Source organism: Streptomyces sp. NPDC008001 (genome assembly GCF_042958085.1).
Taxonomy (GTDB): domain Bacteria; phylum Actinomycetota; class Actinomycetes; order Streptomycetales; family Streptomycetaceae; genus Streptomyces.
Map to the genome: position 1 here is coordinate 159703 of NZ_JBIBIZ010000003.1, position 18722 is coordinate 178424.

General features: G+C 74.6%; 15 protein-coding genes. 9 read left to right on the forward strand and 6 right to left on the reverse strand.

Features of this window, described 5'->3' with window-relative positions; all coding sequences use genetic code 11:
• Positions 1-82: 82 nt before the first annotated feature.
• From ACFZCD_RS09135 to ACFZCD_RS09145, 3 genes are all read right to left on the reverse strand, one after another.
• Positions 83-2611, reverse strand: coding sequence for a SpoIIE family protein phosphatase (locus ACFZCD_RS09135; protein WP_391829155.1), 2529 nt, complete (start codon positions 2609-2611; stop codon positions 83-85).
• Positions 2612-2749: 138 nt separating this feature from the next.
• Entirely contained in the window at positions 2750-3130 is a 381-nt protein-coding gene (locus ACFZCD_RS09140) for a CDGSH iron-sulfur domain-containing protein (protein ID WP_391829156.1), read from the reverse strand.
• Positions 3114-3767, reverse strand: a complete 654-nt coding sequence (locus ACFZCD_RS09145) for a HemK2/MTQ2 family protein methyltransferase (protein ID WP_391829157.1) — start codon at positions 3765-3767, stop codon at positions 3114-3116. Before ACFZCD_RS09145 ends, ACFZCD_RS09140 begins: the two co-directional genes overlap by 17 nt.
• A gap of 442 nt (positions 3768-4209) precedes the next feature.
• Here ACFZCD_RS09145 and ACFZCD_RS09150 point away from each other — a divergent pair, with 442 nt between their 5' ends.
• From ACFZCD_RS09150 to ACFZCD_RS09185, 8 genes are all read left to right on the forward strand, one after another.
• Complete coding sequence (locus tag ACFZCD_RS09150; RefSeq protein ID WP_391829158.1) at positions 4210-4707, forward strand: nuclear transport factor 2 family protein; 498 nt, start codon at positions 4210-4212, stop codon at positions 4705-4707.
• Positions 4708-4818: 111 nt separating this feature from the next.
• Positions 4819-6141: a radical SAM protein gene (locus ACFZCD_RS09155; RefSeq protein ID WP_391829159.1), complete on the forward strand. Its 1323-nt coding sequence runs from the start codon at positions 4819-4821 to the stop codon at positions 6139-6141.
• A complete protein-coding gene (locus ACFZCD_RS09160) occupies positions 6138-8273 on the forward strand; it encodes a B12-binding domain-containing radical SAM protein (RefSeq protein ID WP_391829160.1) in 2136 nt (711 codons plus the stop codon). Before ACFZCD_RS09155 ends, ACFZCD_RS09160 begins: the two co-directional genes overlap by 4 nt.
• Positions 8263-9468, forward strand: a complete 1206-nt coding sequence (locus tag ACFZCD_RS09165; protein WP_391829161.1) for a metallopeptidase TldD-related protein — start codon at positions 8263-8265, stop codon at positions 9466-9468. The genes ACFZCD_RS09160 and ACFZCD_RS09165 overlap by 11 nt, the downstream gene beginning before the upstream one ends.
• Positions 9465-10460 (forward strand): hypothetical protein, encoded by a 996-nt coding sequence (locus ACFZCD_RS09170; RefSeq protein ID WP_391829162.1) that lies wholly within the window; start codon positions 9465-9467, stop codon positions 10458-10460. Before ACFZCD_RS09165 ends, ACFZCD_RS09170 begins: the two co-directional genes overlap by 4 nt.
• A gap of 43 nt (positions 10461-10503) precedes the next feature.
• Positions 10504-11520, forward strand: a complete 1017-nt coding sequence (locus ACFZCD_RS09175; protein WP_391829163.1) for a fatty acid desaturase family protein — start codon at positions 10504-10506, stop codon at positions 11518-11520.
• 48 nt (positions 11521-11568) lie between these two features.
• On the forward strand, positions 11569-12636 hold the full coding sequence (locus ACFZCD_RS09180; RefSeq protein WP_391829164.1) for an amidinotransferase: 1068 nt from the start codon (positions 11569-11571) through the stop codon (positions 12634-12636).
• On the forward strand, positions 12636-14006 hold the full coding sequence (locus tag ACFZCD_RS09185) for an alanine racemase (RefSeq protein ID WP_391829165.1): 1371 nt from the start codon (positions 12636-12638) through the stop codon (positions 14004-14006). Before ACFZCD_RS09180 ends, ACFZCD_RS09185 begins: the two co-directional genes overlap by 1 nt.
• On the opposite strand, the gene ACFZCD_RS09190 is transcribed toward ACFZCD_RS09185, so the two are convergent.
• The 3 genes from ACFZCD_RS09190 to ACFZCD_RS09200 all read right to left on the reverse strand — a co-directional run bounded on the left by ACFZCD_RS09190 (position 13916) and on the right by ACFZCD_RS09200 (position 17317).
• The gene (locus ACFZCD_RS09190; protein WP_391829166.1) at positions 13916-15166 is read right to left on the reverse strand and encodes an MFS transporter; all 1251 of its coding nucleotides are present in this window, start codon (positions 15164-15166) and stop codon (positions 13916-13918) included. The genes ACFZCD_RS09185 and ACFZCD_RS09190 overlap by 91 nt on opposite strands.
• Positions 15163-15678: a methylated-DNA--[protein]-cysteine S-methyltransferase gene (locus tag ACFZCD_RS09195; protein ID WP_391829167.1), complete on the reverse strand. Its 516-nt coding sequence runs from the start codon at positions 15676-15678 to the stop codon at positions 15163-15165. The genes ACFZCD_RS09190 and ACFZCD_RS09195 overlap by 4 nt, the downstream gene beginning before the upstream one ends.
• Positions 15679-15784: 106 nt before the next feature.
• On the reverse strand, positions 15785-17317 hold the full coding sequence (locus tag ACFZCD_RS09200) for a bifunctional transcriptional activator/DNA repair enzyme AdaA (RefSeq protein ID WP_391829168.1): 1533 nt from the start codon (positions 17315-17317) through the stop codon (positions 15785-15787).
• A 197-nt stretch (positions 17318-17514) separates the two neighbouring features.
• Here ACFZCD_RS09200 and ACFZCD_RS09205 point away from each other — a divergent pair, with 197 nt between their 5' ends.
• Positions 17515-18720: a nitric oxide synthase oxygenase gene (locus ACFZCD_RS09205; RefSeq protein WP_391829169.1), complete on the forward strand. Its 1206-nt coding sequence runs from the start codon at positions 17515-17517 to the stop codon at positions 18718-18720.
• Positions 18721-18722 lie beyond the last annotated feature (2 nt).

The following is an 18722-nucleotide window of genomic DNA, read 5'->3' on the forward strand; positions in this document are numbered from 1 at the left end:
GCCCGGCCGTCGACGAAACAGCCTCCCGTACCGGACGAGGGGACGGCTGCGGTTCTCCTCTCCGGCGTCGTGGGGATCGCCGTCAAGCGGATGCGGGCAGGTGGATGTCCAGGAGGCACACGTCGTCGCGCTGTTCGTCCGGGAGGAGACGGGACAGCAGGGTCTCGATCGAGCCGGGGCTGTCCGCGGACAGTTCGGTCTCGGCGGCGCGGGCGAGCCGGTCGAGCCCCTTGTCCAGGTGCTCCCCGGGGCGTTCGACCAGGCCGTCGGTGTACAGCAGCAGATGGTCGCCGGGCGCGAGCCGGCACTCGGCCTCGGCGAAGGAGGGCCGCAGCGTGGCGCCGAGCAGTATGCCCTCGGGCTGGGCGAGGAATTCCGCCTTCCCGTCGCGCACGAGCAGGGGCGGCGGATGGCCCGCCTGCACCCACGTCAGGCAGCGGTCGGCGGGGTCGTAGCGGCCGAGCACCATCGTGGCGGTGGCGTGGTGGTCGCGGGTGTGCAGGAGCAGGGTGTTGAGCCGGTGGAGCGCACCGGTGAGCGACGAACCGGTGACGACCATGCCCTTGGCCGTGAAGCGCAGCTGGGCCATCGTGGCCACCGCGTCGATGCCGTGCCCGGCCACGTCGCCGACCGCGAAGAGCACCCCGCCGCCGGGCATTTCGAGTGCGCTGTACCAGTCACCGCCGACGTTGAGGTCGTCGTGGGAGGGGAGGTAGGTGACGTCGACGCGCAGACCGGCCAGGTCCAGCGACTGCCCGGGCAGCGGCAGCAGGGCGTGCTGGAGGCGGGCGGCGACCGTCCGCTCCGCCCGCAGGACGTTGCGCTGGGCCAGGATCGCCTCCCGGCTCTCGTTCAGGGCCAGTTCGGCGGTGCGCTGCGCCGTGACGTCCTGGACGAAGCCGTGCACTTCGACGGGGTTGCCCTGGGCGTCCGGCACCGCCTCGGCGACGACCCGCAGGTGCCGGACGCCGCCCCGCGTCGTGATCCGGACCGGGCGGTCGACGGGGATGCCGGCGCCGAGGAGCTCCCGGAGCGCGCGGGTGAAGTCCGGGGCGTCCTCGGGCAGGACGTCCCCGGGGAAGGCGTCGAGGGGCAGCGGGCCCAGCTCCGGGTCGCGGTCGAGGACGGTGTGGACCTGGGGCGACCAGGTGATGGCGCCCGTGACGAGGTTCCAGTCCGTCCACCCGAGGTTGCCGAGCCGCTGCAGGTCGGCCAGGAGGGCCTGCTGCCGGGCGGCCTCGTCGTGGCTCGTCCAGGTGACCACGAGGGCGTCACCGAGCTTCGCGGCGCGGACGGAATAGGTGGAGCGCTGCCGCAGTTCGGCGACGACCTCCTCGTAGATGAAGGGCTCCCCCTCGTACGGCGTGCCCGTGGCGAGCGTCCGCAGGTAGCCCTGCCAGGCGTCGGTGCCGGCCACGGTGGGGTAGCACTCCAGGATCCGCAGCCCGACCAGCCGGCGGCCGCGCCGGCCGGCGACGTCGACGGACCGCGGCGCGGCGGCGTCGATGCGGAAGTCCTCCACGTCACCCGCCGGGGACCGCAGGGGGGTGAGGAGGACGGCCGGGCTCGGCAGGGCGTCGAACACGGCCTGGACGAGGGCGGCCGTGCCGGCGTCGGGACCTCCCGGGCAGCCGGGCAGGGCGGGCTGTCCGGCCGGTACGGACCGACCGGACGTCCCCCGGGCCTCGGACGCCCCCGGGGCGCCGTGCGTCCCGGCGGGGCGCCTGGACGGCCCGGGGCGTCCGTTCAGCCGGGGCGGCCCCGGGCGCGCGGACCCGGTGCGAAGGCTCCCGGCGCACAACTGGGCGACCGACTTCAGCAGCTCGCGCACGTCCTCACTGAAGGGGGCGTCCACCGTGCGCAGGACGCCCAGGACCGCGGTGACCTTGCTGCCCGTGGTGACCGGGAGCCAGGCGCGGCTGCGCCACTTCTCCGGCGGCTGCCCGATCAGGTGGTAGTGCTGTGCGTCCTGCGCCGGGTCCTCCAGCCATATGGCTTCGCCGCGGCGGACGGCGTCCATGGCGGCGATGCCGCGGACGGGCGGTACGGACCGCCACTGGGCGGCGACGGCGGCCCCGGCGCCGGCGTGCCCGGCGAGCTCCAGGGTGTCGTGCACGGTGCGCGAGAAGAGGAGGACGGCGTCGGCCCGGACCGGGGGCCCGGCCAGGTGGTCCAGCAGCCGTCCCGCGAGGTCCTGCGGGCCGGCGGCACCGGCGAGCGCCGCGCCGAGGCTGCCGAGGAGCGCGGGGTGGGAGGCCGCGCGCGGCTCCGTGCCGGCTTCCGGGGCCTGCCCGGGGCGGCGGGGGGCCGGGACCGGGCCCGGGAAGGGCGGGTGGTCCGCCTCGGGGGTGTCGCCGAGGGCGATCCAGCACTCCTCGGTCAGCGTGCGCCCGCCGGCCCGCGCCCGCCGCGTCAGCTCCTCGTGCGCTTCCGCGGCCGAGCACCCCGACTGTGCCATCAGCACGCCCGTGGCGCGCTCCAGCACGGCCGCGGTGGACACCTGGTGGTGCAGGCGCTCGTTCTCGGCGCGCAGGGCGGCCACCACCTTGGCCAGCGCGACGACGTCGGGTGCGACGCCGGACTCCTCGTCCTTGACAGGCTCGCTCGTCACGTCACTGAGCATGTCATAGGCAGCAGCCACCGGGACCCCGCGTGGGGATGCCGGTACCCGATCGGACGGAGGAGGACATGTGCAACCGCGTGGGCAACAGTGGCGTACCGGCTGTGATGCGTATGAACTGACTAACTGTCACTTGCCGTCACTTGTACGGGCGGACCCGCCAATTCCGGGATTTCGGCCCGACTGGGGGCTGATCAGCTGTTCTTCGTCGTATTCGGGTCCCGGCCGGGGCACGTCCGGGCGTGCGCCCCGGCCGCCCTCCGGGGGCACGCTGCGGCGGCGGTGGCTGGTGTCGCACCAGGGGAAGACGCCGCTGCGGCGGCAGGTGCACAGGGCGACCACGGGCCGGTCCGAGCGCACGAGCGTGCCGTCCTCGGCAGCGGCCTCGACGGGGCCCTCGACGAGCATCGGCCCCCCGGGCACCAGCCGGACGCGGCGCGCCGGGCGCTGCGGGTCCGGTGCGGCGGCCTCAGAGGCGGGTTCGGCGGCGGGTTCAGGTGCGGCGGGCACGGATCACCACCAGCTCCTCCTTGTCCTGGCCGGGTGCGAGGAGCCCCCGGTCCCGCAGCCAGCCGGCGCGCGCACGGATCACCGGTCCCAGGGGCACCAGGGCGCGGTCGCTGATCCGTGCGTCGAGACCGGCGGCGGCCAGGAGCGCGAGGGTCCGGTCCGCCTCCGACAGCGCGGACTGCACCAGCAGGAGCACCCCTGAGGGTCTGAGCACCGAGGGCACGCCGGTGCACAGCCGGTCCAGCACCACCCGGCCGTCCTCCCCGGCATCGTGGGCGCGCGCCGGTCCGCGCGGCGGGTGCCCGGCGGAGGGCCCGGGGACGTAGGGCGGGTTGGCGAGCACGAGGTCGAAACGCTCTCCAGCCACCGGTGCCAGCAGGTCGCCGCGCACCGTACGGATGCGGCGGCGGGCCAGGAGGCCGTTGAGGCGGGCGGTGAGCACCGCGCGGGCGGAGACGTCGACGGCCGTCACGTGGGCGGCCCCGTGCCGGGACGCGGCGATGGCCAGGGCTCCACTGCCCGTGCAGACGTCCAGGACCCGGGCGGCGGGAGGCAGGGGCTCCCGGCGGAGCGCGGCTTCGAGCAGCCGGGTGTCCTCCTGCGGAGCGTAGACACCCGGGGGCGACAGCAACCACATCCACCCCGGGTGCCCCCGGGAGCCTGCCGTAAACAGCACGCGAAACGTCACACGGCCTCCCGGGCCCGGCCCGGGGGGCGGTAGGTCACCGGAATGGGAGTCCCGAATTCTGGCGGCCGGTGCGCGGCCCATTGAATATCTTGAATATCGCATTCCGCGCCGAAAACCGCTGATCCGGACCGTGCACGGCGCCGGTGGGCGGATGAGAATTCAATCGGGTTCCCGCTATTGACAGTGAACTGGGGCTCGGTGATAGTCGGTTACCAGCGAACAAGCGAGCGACCGGGTGAGCCTTGCGATCTGATGCAAGGGCGAGATGCGGAATCACTCCGCAGTGACCTCTCCCCGGCCGTCGCCGGGGGAGCTCCCACACGACGTCCCTTTCCGCTCCCTCATGCAGGACAAGCAGCCGGAGCAGCCGAAGAAACAAGGGAATCGCTCAATGACCATAGATTTCATGCCCACGGTGACCGCGGGCGCCATCACCAGGGAAGCAGTCCAGCAGCTCCTCGAGGAGTACCGCTCGGCATATGACCGCTGCGACCAGGCGTACTTCGACCTGTTCGCCACCGACGCCACGTTCTTCATTCTGTCGTCGCCCACCCGCATCGACAGCCGCGAGGAATTCCAGCGGGTGTTCACCCTCGCCGCCGGCACGGCCCGGCGCAGCCAGCTGCTCTCGCCCGAGATCCGGATCCTCGGCGACACGGCCCTCGTCAGCCTGCACTGCCGGGTGGCCCTCGGCGAGGAACAGCAGTACCTGCGCGAGACCCTCGTCGTGACCCGCGGGGCGCGCGGTGATCTGCGCATCGCCCACCTGCACATCTCGCCCCAGGACGCCCCGGCCGCACCCGCGGCGCCGGAGCGGCCCGTCGAGGAGATCTCCGTCATCGAGGAGCGCACGGCCACCACGGCCTGCACCGTCGGCACCCCCAAGTAGCGGCGGGAACCGGAGCACCCGGCGGCCGCCGGGGCTCTCGTGCTCACGAGCGAGGGCCCCGGCGGCGCACGTCCGCCGCGCAGACGGCGACGGAGAGCATGGAGGGGTACGTTGCTGCAGCACCTTTCGTCCTGCACGCCCGCATACGCCCGGCGGCTCCCGCCCCGGGTCCGGCCGCTCGTCCGTTACCGCCGGGAGGATTTCGGCTGGCTGGCCGCCTTTCCCGAGGGAACGGTGGCCATGTACGACGAGGGCGCCGAGCCTTTGCTGCGCGCGGGCGAGCCACCCGAACGGTGCGCGGGCCATCTCGTCGAAAGACTCTCCGTGGACACCGATTTCCACTTCCGGGCGCCCGCCATGGTGTGGCTGGAGATCACCCGCTCCTGCAATCTCCGCTGCCCGCACTGCTTCGTCGAAGGCGGAAGGGCGCGCAGCTCCGAATTGCCGACCGCGCTCATCATGCGGCTGCTCGGCGAATGGGCGGAGATGGGCGTCTTCTCGCTGATCGTCACCGGCGGTGAGCCCACCCTGCACCCGGACTTCTGCGACATCGTGCAGCGCGCGTACGACCTCGGATTCGTCATCGGCATCGCCACGAACGGCACCACGCTCACCGAACGCGTCCTCTCCCGCATCCCGCAGGACGACGTGATCATCAGCATGAGCATCGACGGCCTGCACGGGCAGGGGAAGTACCGCAACGAGGGCGAGTTCGCCTACGTCACCCGCCGGCTCACCGAGCTCCGGGACCGCGGTTTCAACACGAGCATCATGACCACCACGACCCACGAGAACGTCGACGACCTCCCCGTCATCATCGGCTGGGCCCGCGAGAACGACATCAGCCTGCGCAGCGTCCCCTTCATCCCGATGGGCCGCGGCGCCCTCCACCACGACCTCGCGAGCTCGATGCACGACGTCGAGCGCACCGCCCGGTTCTGGATCGACGAGGAGGAGTGGGGCCGTGAGAAGGACCGCACGCTCGGCCTGTGCGCCGGCAAGGTGCTCGACTTCCTCTACACCATGGTCTTCGCGACGCGTCGCTGCATGAGCGGCCGCGGCGTCTGTTACGTGAACTCCGCCGGGGACGTCTTCCCGTGCAGCACCTGCGCCGGGAACAAGGTGCTGTGCGGCGGGAACGTCCAGCTGACCCCGTTCGCCGGCATCTGGGGGAGCGAGGACTGGCTGATCCGGCGGATCACCTGGGACAACTACCGCGACACCTGCGAAGGCTGCCCCATCAACGACGACAAGTACTTCTGCACCGGGCGCTGCCCGAGCCAGTCCAGCATCCTCAACGGCACCTTCGACGGCTGCGGCACCAGCGACTTCCAGCTGCGGAGCATCCTGCGCAGGGAAGAGCTCTTCCGCGAACGCATCATGGCCGAGCCGCGCGTCGAACTCCGCCGCGGCGAACGGATCGAGCCCTCATGATGAAGGTCGCCCTCGCCACCAGCCCCCACCTCAACCACGGCGGGATGTCCCCGCGCACCCGGCCCGGCGACCCGCCGCCCATGCAGACCTTCGTCCCCGTCGGCCTGCTCTCGCTCAAGGCCGCCGCCGACGCGGCCGGGGCGCCCGCCGCCGTCGAGGTCGTCGAGACCAATCAGCTGCTGCTCGACGGCACCGTCCCCAACGACGACGCCCTCTACGACAGTCTCGCGCAGTCCGTCCTGGCCGCGGGCGACTCCCTGGTCGGCCTGATGACCGACGCCGACTCGCTGGTCCACACCGTCCTGCTCGGGCAGGCCCTGCGCCGCCGGTCCCCGGACACCCTGATCTGCCTCGGCGGGCCGGCCGTCACCCCCGTCAGCGCCGAGTTCCTCGGCCGTTTCCCCTGGGCCGACCTCATCGTCCGGGGCGAGGGCGAGGAGACCTTCAACGAGCTCCTGGAGACCTTGCACGCCGGGCAGGACCTCGCGGGCGTCCGCGGCCTCACCCACCGCAAGGGCGACGAGGCCGTCGTCAACGCCGGACGGCCGCTCGTCAAGGACCTCGCGGACCTTCCCTGGCCCGCCTACTACGCCTACGACATGTCCCGGGGCGCCCGGCTCTACCTCGACGTCGGCCGCGGCTGCCCCTTCCGCTGCTCCTTCTGCGCCACCGCACCCTTCTGGGAGCGCAGGTTCCGCATGCGGCCCATCGACGACATCATCCGGCAGCTCGCGTACGTGCGCGACGAGTTCGGCCGCACCAGCGTCAACTTCTCGCACGACATCTTCACCTGCGACCGCCCCTGGGCCCACGCGTTCTGCGACGCGCTGATCGACCGCGACCTCGGCGTCACCTGGGGCTGCAGCACCAGGACCGACCTCATCGACGCCCCGCTCCTGGAGAAGATGGGCGCCGCGGGCTGCGAGGAGATCTACTACGGCATCGAGAGCGGCTCGCCCCGCATGCAGCGCTGGATCAGGAAGAACCTCGACCTCGACCGGTCCCTGGAGATCGTCCGGGCGACGAAGGCGGCCGGCATCCGCCCCGTCACCGGCTTCATCGTCGGCTACCCCACCGAGACCCGCGAGACCATGGGCGAGACGCTCACCCGCTTCTTCCAGTTCCTGGAGGAGGGGCAGGGCCGCAGCCAGCTCTTCACGCTCGTCCCGCTGCACCAGTCGCCCATGTACAAGCAGTACGCGCCGACCCTCAACCGCCCGGCCGAGTACTACGACGTCCCCGTCACCGACCGGCTCATGGCGCAGATCCAGCAGTACCGCCGCGAGCACAAGGACCTGTTCTGCACCGATTACCGCTTCGCCTGCCCCGAGCTCGGCGACGCGCTGGTCGACGCCGCCGAGGAGCTCTCGGGACACGTCGTCGTCCTCGCGTCCCTGTGGCCGCGGCTCCTGCCGCACTACGACTCGCCCATGGACTGGTACGAGCGGTGGGTGGCCTGGATCGCGCGGCACAACGCCGAGCACGCGCCCGGCACCCGCTTCCGCCACCAGAGCGAGGCCCGCGACCTGCTGGCCTTCGCCCAGGAGGAGACCGTACGGCTCGGCATCGAGGACTCCCCGGCCGCCTCCCTCGTCCGCTACGAGATGATGCGGCTCGCCGCCGCCGGCCTGCCCGAGCCGCCCCCGCGCCCGGCCGCCTCCACCGTCGGCCCCGACTCCGCGCTCCGCGCCGGCGACTTCCTCAGCGCCGAATTCCCGCACGACCTGCACCACATGCTGCGCCGGCCGGCCGAGGGCACCCCCGCCGGGGACGGCGCCCCCGCCTCCGGCGGCAGCAGCTACGTCGTCACCCGCAAGAGCGCCCACGACCGGATCGAGACCATCCAGCTGGGCCCCGGCGCCCGCGACCTGCTGGAGCGCGCCGACGGCCGGCGCACCGCCCGCGAGCTCATCGCCGAGGTCTTCCCCGAGGACTCCGGCGACCCGGACGCCGCGCTGCACCGCGGACTGGAACTGATCCGCTCGCTGGCCGGGATGGGCCTGCTGCTGGAGGCCTCACCGGCCGCGGGCCGGGAGACGCCGGCGAACGGCGGGCAGGCACCGGCGAACGGCGGGCAGGCGCAGGTGAACGGCGCGCAGGCGCCGGCCGGCGGCGACGGCGATGCCCGCTGACACCGGGCCGGGGGAGACGGTCGCCTGCGAACGCGCCGTCGGCGGGCTGCTGACGGCGGGCCCCCGCGGCACGTCGGCCCGCCGCATGGTCACCCACATGGGCCGCCACGACCGGGGAGGCGACCGCGGCACCCGGATCTTCTCCGGCGCCGCGCCCGGCCCCTGGCGCTTCGACGTCCCCGAACCGGAGCCGCCGGACGACCCGGACGAGGTCGTGGCCGCGCTCACCGCCCTCCGCCGCCGCTTCGGCGGCCGGGCCGTCCTGCAGTACTCGCAGGTCTCCGCGGTCCGCGTCGTCGCGGGCACGGCGCACGGCACCGCCGCCCCCCAGGCGCGCCGCGTCTGGTCCCTGACCGGCGACCTGCTCACGCCCGGCGGCCACGAGGTCCCCGTGGGCCGCAGCGGCCGCGGCCCCGCCCTGCCCCGGCTCACCGACCCCGCCTGGTGCGAGTCGGCCGCCCGGCTGCTGGCCGCCGTCGACGCGGCCCGGGAGCCGGCCCCGGGCGAGTATGCGGCGGTGCTGCTGCCCCAGGCCGCCGGCCTGCTGCTGCACGAGGCCGCGGGCCACTTCGCCGAAGCACCCCCCGGCGGCACGCCCGCCCTCGGGCACCGCCTCGGCTGCCGCGTCGCGGGCGAACTGATCACCCTGGACGACGACCCGCTCGCCGAGGGCGGACCCGCCCGCTACGACACCGACGACGAAGGCATCGTCAGCCTCGGCCCGCAGCGCATCGTGCACGAGGGCAGGCTCGTTCGGCAGCTGCACAGCCTGGCCAGTGCCGCCGCCGCAGCGGCGATGCCCACCGCCAGCAGCCGCGCCGCCTCCGTCCTGCACCGTCCGGTGCCCCGCATGTCCAACGTCGTCTGCCGGCCCGGCGACGCCGGGACCGGCGAGCTCGTCGAGAACGCCGGCCACGGGATCCTCGTCCACCGCCTCGCGGACGGGATCCGCACCGGCGCCACCCTGGAAGCCCGCCTGGTGCTCGGCGAGCGGATCCGCTCCGGGCGCCGCACCGGCCAGTACGTCCGCGGCCGGATCCGCGAACGGGCCGACGTCCTCACCCGCGTCGTGGAGACGGGCGCGCACGCCGAGTTCGGCGACAACGCCCTGTGCGGCAAGGCCGGCCAGCTGCTCTTCGACGTCGGCATGTGCGCCCCGGCCCTGCGCCTCTCCCGGCTGCGGTGCACACCGTGACCGCCGCTGCGGTCACCCTCACCCGCAGCCACGCCGCCGTGCGCCTGGAAGCAGGCGGCGGGGAGACCCACACCCGGCTGACGATCACGGCGGGCTCCGACCGGCCCGGCAGCTGGTGGCTGGCCACCCTGCCCGCCGACTGCGCCACGGCACCCGGCCTGCGCGACCACGCCCGCGCCGTCCACCGGGTGCTGCAGGACGGGGCGGCGTGCGCGCTGCGCGGGGACGGGCTGCTCGTGGAGTCCGGCCGCGTCACCACCCGCGTCACCTGCGGCGGCCGCGAGGCGACGGTGTCCCGGCGCACGTACCTCCTCGTCCGCGACCGCGACCGCGTCCTGCACCTGGAGGACGGGCCGGGCCCGCCTCCCGGGCTGCCCTGGACAGCGGCCGCGCACCCGTCGGACATCCGCCCGGGCGACCCCGTCGTCCTCGGCCCCGCCGCCCTGCTGGCGCTGACCGCCGCCGCACAGGAGGAGGGCGGCGCACCGGCCGGGTCCGGCAGCGGGTGCTCCTCTCCCTACCCGCCGCACGACTTTCCCCTCCGCAACCTCGTCACCGCGACCGGCCGCCCGCCCGCCGACCTCTGCCAGGCGTGCGAGCTGCTGGCCCGCCCGGAGCGCTGGCTGGTCCCGCACGGCACGTTCGGCACCGGCACCCGGCACCCGGCCGCACCCCGCCGCCGGCCCCGTGCGGCGTTCCCCCGGCGCGCCCTGCTCCTCGACTCCCTCACCCCGTGCGGCCGCTCCGCCGACGGCAGCCCCGCCTGGTTCGCGGCCTACTGCCTGGTGGACGGCGCGCAGCAGTCCCGCGGAAGGGAGCTCCTGCGGGCCACGGGCGCGCCCGCCGCGCTCCTGGAGGAGACCGGAGCCGGCTGCGCCCCGTCCCGCCCGGCCCTCGCCCGAGACCCGATCGGCCGGGAGTCCTACGCCCACGCGCCCTGCGTGACCACGACGCTGACGGCCGGCCGGCTGATCGCCCCCGCGCTTCCGTAAGCCCGCGGAGCGCCCGTACCCCCGGCAGAAGGAGGAACGAGCCATGTCCCGTACCGCTCCCCACGAAGAGGAACAGCTCGACTTCGACGGCTCCCGCGACGTGGCCCTCGCCCCGGTCCGCGGCACCGACACCCGGCGCGGCCTGCCCGCGGCCTACTTCGCCCGGCACCCGCGCCGCTTCCTGGCCAAAGTCGCCGTCGCCTTCGCCGTGATCGTGGTCTGCTGGACCGCGCTGCTGGAATACCGCAACCCCGTCACCTGCGCCGCCGCCGTCCTCGTCCTCGGCGTGATGTACGCGTACCTGGTCGAGCTCCAGCACGAGTGCCTCCACGAACACGCCTTCCACGCCCGCTGGGCGAACCGGTCCTGGGGGTTCGTCTGCGGCGTGTTCATGTTCAGCTCGTACTCCCACTACAAGTACGAGCACCTGCGGCACCACGCCTTCCTCGGCACGCCCCGCAACCAGGAGTTCTTCAACTACCGCTTCCACGGCCTGGACAGCGTGCACGGCTTCGCCCTCGCCGCCTTCCACCCCGGCCGCTACGCCGACGTCCTGCGCAACCTCGCCCGCGGCGCGGCGCGGCGGCCCGTCCCCGGCGTCGAGCGGCCGCGGGCGGCGCGCGCCGTGCAGAACGAATACGCCCTGCTGCTCGTCCTGCTGGCCGCCGCGGTCGCGGCCGGGGTGCTGACCCGGGACTGGTTCGTCGTCCTGGCCTGGTTCGCGCCCGTCCTCCTCGTGAGCGAGGCGGCGCACTTCCTGATCGAGATGCCCGAGCACTTCGGCCTGAACACCCAGACCGACCCCGACGTCCTCAGCAACACCAGGACCATCCACGCCTCACGCTTCGGCCGCTGGCTCACCAACTACAACAACCTGCACACCGCGCACCACTACCACCAGGGCGTCCCCATGGTGAACGTGCCGGAGCTGCACGAGGCGATGAAGGACCGGATCCTCGTCACCGAACCCTCCTACTGGAGCTTCTACCGCAAGGTCCTCAAGGGCGAGATCGCCTACCAGGGCGGCCGGGCGCGCGACGAGACGTGCATGACCCGCTAGCCCGCTCCCCTTCGCCCGCCGCCGGACCTCACGGAAGGAAGCCCGCCCATGCCCGTGGTCTCCTCGCACAACGAATGGGACCCGCTGGAGGAAGTCGTCGTCGGCCGGGTCGACGGCGCGATGACGGCGTCGTGGGAGACGATCGACCGCGTCTCCGTGCCGCCCGCCGCCCGCGCACGCCTCAGCGCCTCCTCCGGCACCCGCGTGCCGCAGGACGTGGTGGAGGAGGCGCAGCGCGGCCTGGAGGAGCTCATCGGCATCCTCCGCGACGCGCACGTCACCGTGCGCCGCCCCGACCCGCCCGACCCCTCGCGGCCGTTCGCGACCCCCGCCTGGGCCGTCGCCAACGGCCTGTCCGCCGCCAACCCCCGCGACCTGCTGCTCGTCGTCGGCGACGAGATCATCGAAGTGCCCATGGCCGACCGGAACCGGTACCACGAGGTCTGGCCCTACCGCGGCCTGCTCACCGAGTACTTCGAGCGCGGCGCCCGCTGGACCGCCGCCCCCAAGCCGCGCCTCCTCGACGCGCAGTACCGCCCCGGGTACGAGATCCCGCCGCCGGGCGAGGAGATGACCTACCTCGTCACCGAGGCCGAACCGGTCTTCGACGCCGCCGACGTCATGCGCTGCGGACGCGACCTGTTCATGGAGCGCAGCCACGTCACCAACGCCCTCGGCCTGGAGTGGCTCCGCCGCCACCTCGGACCGGAGTACCGCGTCCACGAGGTCGTCTCCCGCTACCCGCGGGCCATGCACATCGACACCTCGCTGCTGCCGCTGGCGCCGGGCAAGGTCCTGGTCAACCCCGAGTTCATCGACCCGGACGGGCTCCCCTCCGCCTTCCGCTCCTGGGACGTGCTCATCCCCCCGGAGCCGGTCGTCACCCCGGTCATGCAGCGGGGGCTGATGAGCGCGTGGAGCAGCCTGAACGTGCTCATGCTCGACCCCGTGCACGTCGTCGCCGAGCGGTCCCAGACACCGCTCCTGAAGGCCTTCGAACAGTGGGGGTTCGAGCCCGTCCCCTGCTCCTTCGAGCACTACACGGCCTTCGGCGGCGCCTTCCACTGCGCCACCCTGGACATCCGGCGCACTGGCTCCCTGGAGTCGTACTTCTGATGGCCGCGAAGCCCGTACGGCAGGGCGGGGCGGTGCCGTGGCCCGCGCAGCAGTGGTCGCCCGGCACCGCCGTCCGCCCGGCGCTGCCGGTCTCGGCCCTGCCCGGCCCGGTCGTCGCACGGCTGCGCGCGCTCGCCGAAGCGGCCGGGGCGGAGCCGCTGTGCGCCTACGTCCACGACCCGTCCGCGGCGGCCCGCAGGGCGGCGCTCCTGCGCACACGGCTGCCGGCCTGGGCGGAGGTCTTCTACGCCGTGAAGGCCAACTCCTTCCCGGCCACGCTCCGCGCGCTCGCCCCGGAGACCGACGGCTTCGACGTCTCCTCCGAGGGCGAGGCCGAAGCGGCCCGCGCCGCGGGCGCCCGCGCGCTGATCGCCACCGGCCCCGGCAAGACCGACGCCATGCTGGCCGCCGTCGCCGCCGCGGGCGCGGACTTCGTCAGCGCCGAGAGCGAGCTCGACCTGCACCGGATCGCCGCCGCCGCACGCAGGGCCGGCCGCCGCGTCCCCGTCGTGCTGCGCGTCAACGCGGCCACCGTGCCGCTGCAGGGGGCGCTGCGCATGGACGGCCGCGCCACCCAGTTCGGCATCGGCGAGGACGGCCTGGCGCGGGCGGCCGCCGTCGCCCGCGCCCTGCCCGGCCTCGACCTCGCCGGCTACCACTTCCACGTGGTGTCGAACAACCTCGACGCCGAGGGCCACGCCGCCCACGTGCTCGGCCGGCTGCGCTGGTCCGTCCGCGCGGCCCGCGAGCACGGCTTCGCCCTGCGCGTGGTCGACGCGGGCGGCGGCCTCGGCGTCGCCCCCCGCGGCGAGGCGCCGTTCGACCTCGCGCACTTCGCCGCGCGGCTGCGCGCCGCACCGCCACCGCCGGGCATCCGGCTCGTCCTCGAACCGGGGCGCTGGCTCGTCGCGGACAGCGCCCACTACGCCGCCCAGGTGACGGACGTCAAAGAGGTCGCCGGCAGCCGGTTCGCCGTCCTCGCCGGCGGCATCAACCACTTCATGCTGCCCGCCCTGCTGGAAGTCGCCCTCGACGCGGCCGTCGTGGACGTCGCACGCTGGCCGTACGCCTGTGCCCGGCCCGAGGTGCATGACGCCGTCGTCTCCCTCGCCGGACCCCTGTGCACGCCCGAGGACATCCTCGCCCGGGGCATCGGGGTCGGCCGGCTGCGCGCGGGCGATCTGGTGGTCTTCCCGCTGGCCGGCGCCTACGGCGCGGAGTTCGCCCTGCACGGGTTCCTCGGCCGCAGACCGCCCGTGCACACGGTGGCCGGCGGTCCTCAGACCGTGTCCGCCCGCGCCGGAACCGCCTCCGCCCCCGGGGCACCGTCCACCGACGGGCGGCGGCCCGCGGAGGACAGCAGCAGATAGAGGCCCGGCAGCCCGGCGCAGCAGGCCATCGTCACGGCCGCCGCGCCGAGCCTGCCGCCGGCCAGCAGGGGCGCGGCGACGGCGGCACCGAGCGGCGCCGTGCCCGTCATCAGCGTGCGCAGCGCGGCGAAGGCCCGGCCGTGCAGCTCCGGCGGGATGCGCCGCATCCGCAGCGACTGCGCCCACACGGTCATCGGCGCGCTCAGCAGGCCCACGGTGAAGAACCCGGCCCCGACGACCAGGGCTTCCGGCGCGCCCAGCACCGCCAGGAAGGCCAGTGCGGCCCCCGTCTGGAAGAGCCCGATCCGCCGTACGGACGCGGGCCCCGGGCGGCCTCCGGCCAGGGCCGCCCCGGCGAACTCCCCGGCCGCCAAGGCCGCCGTCAGGGCGCCCAGGACCGAGGCCCCGCCGTGCAGTTCGTTCTTCGCGAGCCAGGGGCCGGTGACCAGGAGCAGCATCCCGTCGGCGATGTTGAAGAGCATGAACGCGGCGGTCGTGGAGACGATCACCCGGTCGCGCGCGACCGCCCTCAACGACACCCTCGGTGCCCGCTCCTGCCGTGCCGGGCGCGGGGGAGGGGACAGCGGCCGGCGCACCGTCGCCACGAGCGCCGCGAAGACCAGGTAGGACGCCGCGTCGACGAGCAGCACACGGGGTGCGCCGATCGTCCCCACGAGCACACCGGCGGCCGCCGGGCCCACCACGGACGCCACGCTGAAGCTCAGCGATTCGAGGGCGTTCGCGGCGTCCAGGTCGCGGTCCGCGACGAGCTGCGGGATCGCGGCGGGGAACCCGGCCAGCGGCACCATCTTGAGCAGCCCGTACACCACCGCCACGAGGAACGGCAGCCACGCCGGCACCCCGCCGAGGGCGGCTGCCAGCGGCACCGACGCCACGCACCCCGCCCGGAAGACACTGTCCGCGATCAGCAGCACCCGCTTGTCGAAACGGTCCAGCAACGGCCCCACGAGCAGGCCGCCCACGACGACCGGCGCGGTGAAGCAGACCCCCAGCAGGCCCAGCCGGCCCGTGCCGCCCTCGTCCAGCACCAGCCAGGCCAGGGCGAGGAACGTCATCCCGTCGCCCAGCAGCGACACGGACGCGCCCAGCCACAGCCGCCCGAAACCGCCCGACCTCAGCACCCGCCCGTACGCGCTCACCGGCCGCCCGCGCTCCTCTCGTGGCCGAGCAGCCAGCGCTTGGCCGCGAGACCGTAGTAGTAGCCGCCGAGCGTGCCGTCCGAGCGGCGGATGCGGTGGCAGGGAACGATCAGGGGAACCAGGTTGCCCGCGCAGGCGGCGCCCGCGGCCCGTGCCGCGCCCGGCCTGCCCGCGGCGGCCGCCAGCTCCCGGTAGCTGATCGTCGTGCCGGGCCGGACCCGGCGCATCTCCCGCCACGCCGCCATCCGGAAGCCGCTGCCGCTCTGCACGACGGGCAGCGCGTCGATCGCCTCGACCCGGCCCTCGAAGTAGGCGGTGAGCGCGGACGCGTACGGGGCGGGTGCCGGGACGGGCACGGGGTCGTGGTCGCGCCACGGGGCGGGCAGCTCGCCCACGAGGTCCGCCGGGTCGGCGGTGAATCCCGTGGCGAGGATTCCGTCCTCGACGGTCAGCAGGCTGAACGCGCCCAGCGGGGTGGGCAGCGTCGAGCCGTGCGTACGGTGTGCTGTCATCGGTCTCCTCGGCGGTCCGCCTGACGGGCGGTCGGTCGGCTGCAGGCCGTGTGCGGCTGGTCGCGCCCACGCGGCGGAGCCGCGGAAGCAAGGCCGCGGCGTTCCTTCAGCAAGGCCGCCGGGCAAGCGGTTCGGGCTCTGCAGGCGCGGCTTCCTGCAAGTGCAGTGCGGCGTACGAGCGCCAGGGCTGCCAGCCCCGCGCGTGTTCGGCCAGCCGGCCGCCGCCGCGGGCCCCGGCGAGGCCGAGCGCCCTGGCGGCGGCCCGCACCCGGGGGTCCTGCGGGGCGAACGCGTCGGGGTCGCCCAGGGAGTGCATCGCGATGCGCTGCACGGCCCAGCCGCTCACCCCGGGCAGTTCGCGCAGCCGCGCCGTCGTCTCCTCCCGGTCGGCGTCCCGTTCGAGCGACAGCTTCCCGTCGGCCACCGCGCAGGCCAGGGCCCGTACGGCGGTGGCCGGCCCGCCCCTCAGGCCGAACGCCCCGAGATCGGCGTCCGCCAGCGCCCCGGCGGAGGGGAACAGCCGGCCCGGCCGGCCCTCCGCGGCCCCGGCGACCGGCTCGCCGCAGCGGGCGGCCAGCCGCGCGCAGACCGTACGCACCTCCGCGAGAGGGGCGAACTGCCCGAGGACCACCTGCAGGGCCGGTTCGAAGCCGTGCGCGCACCCCGGCATCCGCAGCCCCGGCGCGGCGCGCACCAGCGGCCCCAGCCACGGGTCGGGGGAGAGGGCCTCGCCGATCGCCGCCGGGTCGGCGTCGAGGTCGAGGAGGTCGCGGCAGCGCCGTACCGCGGCCGTCACGTCGCGCAGGTCGGCGAGCGTCAGCCGCAGCGTCACGTGCTGCTGCCGCGTCCGGCAGCCGCCGCCTCCGGCCGTGACGGTCAGGTCGAGCTCGGCGGTCCCGGTGCCCCGGGGCAGGCGCAGCGTGCGGCGGTAGCGGTTGCCGTCGGTCTCCTCGACGCCCGGCACGGCCCGCTCGCCCAGCCACGCCAGCAGGGCCGCGCCGTCGAACGGCGGCCGGTAGCGCAGGCGCAGCACCAGCGGCCCGGAGCGGCCCGGCGCCTGCGGCCCGGGACCGGCGCCGCCGCCGCACGCCCGGCGCAGCTCCGTCGGCGAGCAGCCGAACGCCGCGCGCATCCCGTCGTTGAACTGCCGGACGCTGGAGTAGCCCGAGGCCAGGGCCACTTCCGACAGCAGCAGCGCGCTCGACTCGATGAGCAGCCGGGCCACCTGGGTGCGGCGGTTCAGCGCCAGGGCGAGCGGGCCGACGCCGACCTCCGCGACCAGCTGCCGGTGCAGGTGCCGTTCGCTCACCGCCAGCTGCCGGGCCACGCCCGCCACCCCGATCTCGTCGACCGCGCCGCTCGCGATGAGCCGCAGCGCCCGCGCCACCAGGTCCCCGCGCACGTTCCACTCGGGGGAGGACGGCGCGGCCTCGGGCCGGCACCGCCGGCACGCCCGGAAGCCCGCCGCCTCGGCCGCCGCGGCGATCCGGAAGAAGCGCACGTTCTCCGGCTTCGGCGTCCGCGAGCCGCACACCGGGCGGCAGTAGACGCCGGTGGTGGTCACCGCGACGTAGAAGGACCCGTCGAAGCGCGCGTCACGGCTCGCCATGGCCCGGTAGTAGCTGTCGAAGTCGAGCACGTGGTCATTGTTGCCAGGCCGGGGCCCCGTGTCTGGCGGTCATCGGACACGGTGATGGGGGAGGGGCCGGCGGCCTTCTCGCAGAACGCCTTGGCCGCCGGTGTGCCGCCGCATACGATGTCCCGGCGCGCATTCCGAAGGTCTTTTCCGGCCGTCCGGGCCCGAGGCGGCGACGGCCGGCGCAAGGTGGGGGCTCGATGACGACCGATCAGCGAGACGGGCGGCGCCCGGGGACCGTGGCCGACCGGGAGGAAGCGGAACGTTTCCTCCGGCAGTTCGCCGGCGAATGCGGCCTGGAGGACGACGCGCTCCACGCGCGGCTGCTGGGGATACGCCGGGAGATAGCCGAGACGGGCACGTACCGCCACACCTCCGAGGAGCTCGCCTTCGGCGCCAAGGTCGCCTGGCGCAACTCCGCGCGCTGCATCGGCCGCCTCTACTGGCGGAGCCTGTGCGTCCGCGACCGCAGACATGTCACCGACCCCGCCGGCGTCGCGGCCGAGTGCCTCGCCCATCTGCGCGCCGCCACCAACGGCGGCCGGGTCAGGCCCGTCATCACCGTCTTCCCGCAGGACGACGCCGAAGGCCCGCCCGTCCTCATCTGGAACGAACAGCTCATCCGCTACGCCGGCTACCTGCGCTTCGAAGGCGGCTACACCGGCGACCCCAGGGGGTTCGGGCTGACGGAGCTCGCGACCAAACTGGGCTGGGAAGGCGCGGGCGGGAGGTTCGACGTCCTGCCGCTGATCATCCAGTCCCGGGGGGACGCCCCGCAGTGGTTCGCCGTTCCCCCCGGCGACGTCCTCGAAGTGCCGCTCAGCCACCCTTCCCTGCCCTGGTTCGCCGAGCTCGGCCTGCGCTGGCACGCCGTCCCCGCCATCTCCCACATGCAGCTGCGCATCGGCGGCGTCTCCTACTCCGCGGCGCCCTTCAACGGCTGGTACATGGGCACCGAGATAGGCGTCCGCAACCTGTGCGACGGCGACCGCTACGACATCCTGCCGGAGGTCGGCCGCCGGCTCGGCCTGGACACCTCCAGCGCGCGCACCCTGTGGCGCGACCGGGCCCTCGTCGAGGTCAACCGGGCGGTCCTGCACTCCTTCGACGCCGCCGGGGTCACCATCGCCGACCACCACACCGAGTCGGAGCGCTTCCTGCGGCACGTCGCCAGGGAGGAGGACGCGGGCCGGGGCTGCCCCGCGGACTGGTCGTGGATCGTGCCGCCCATGTCCGGCGCCCTCACCCCCGTCTACCACCGCTACTACGACGAGGACCGGCCCCGCCCCGACTTCCACCTGGACGAGGGCGCCCGGCTGCGCGCACAGGGCGTGCCCGCGGAGCCGCAGCCGCCCTGCGGGGGCGGCGGGCCGGCCTGGTGCGCGCCGGGCACCATGCCCCCGTGAAC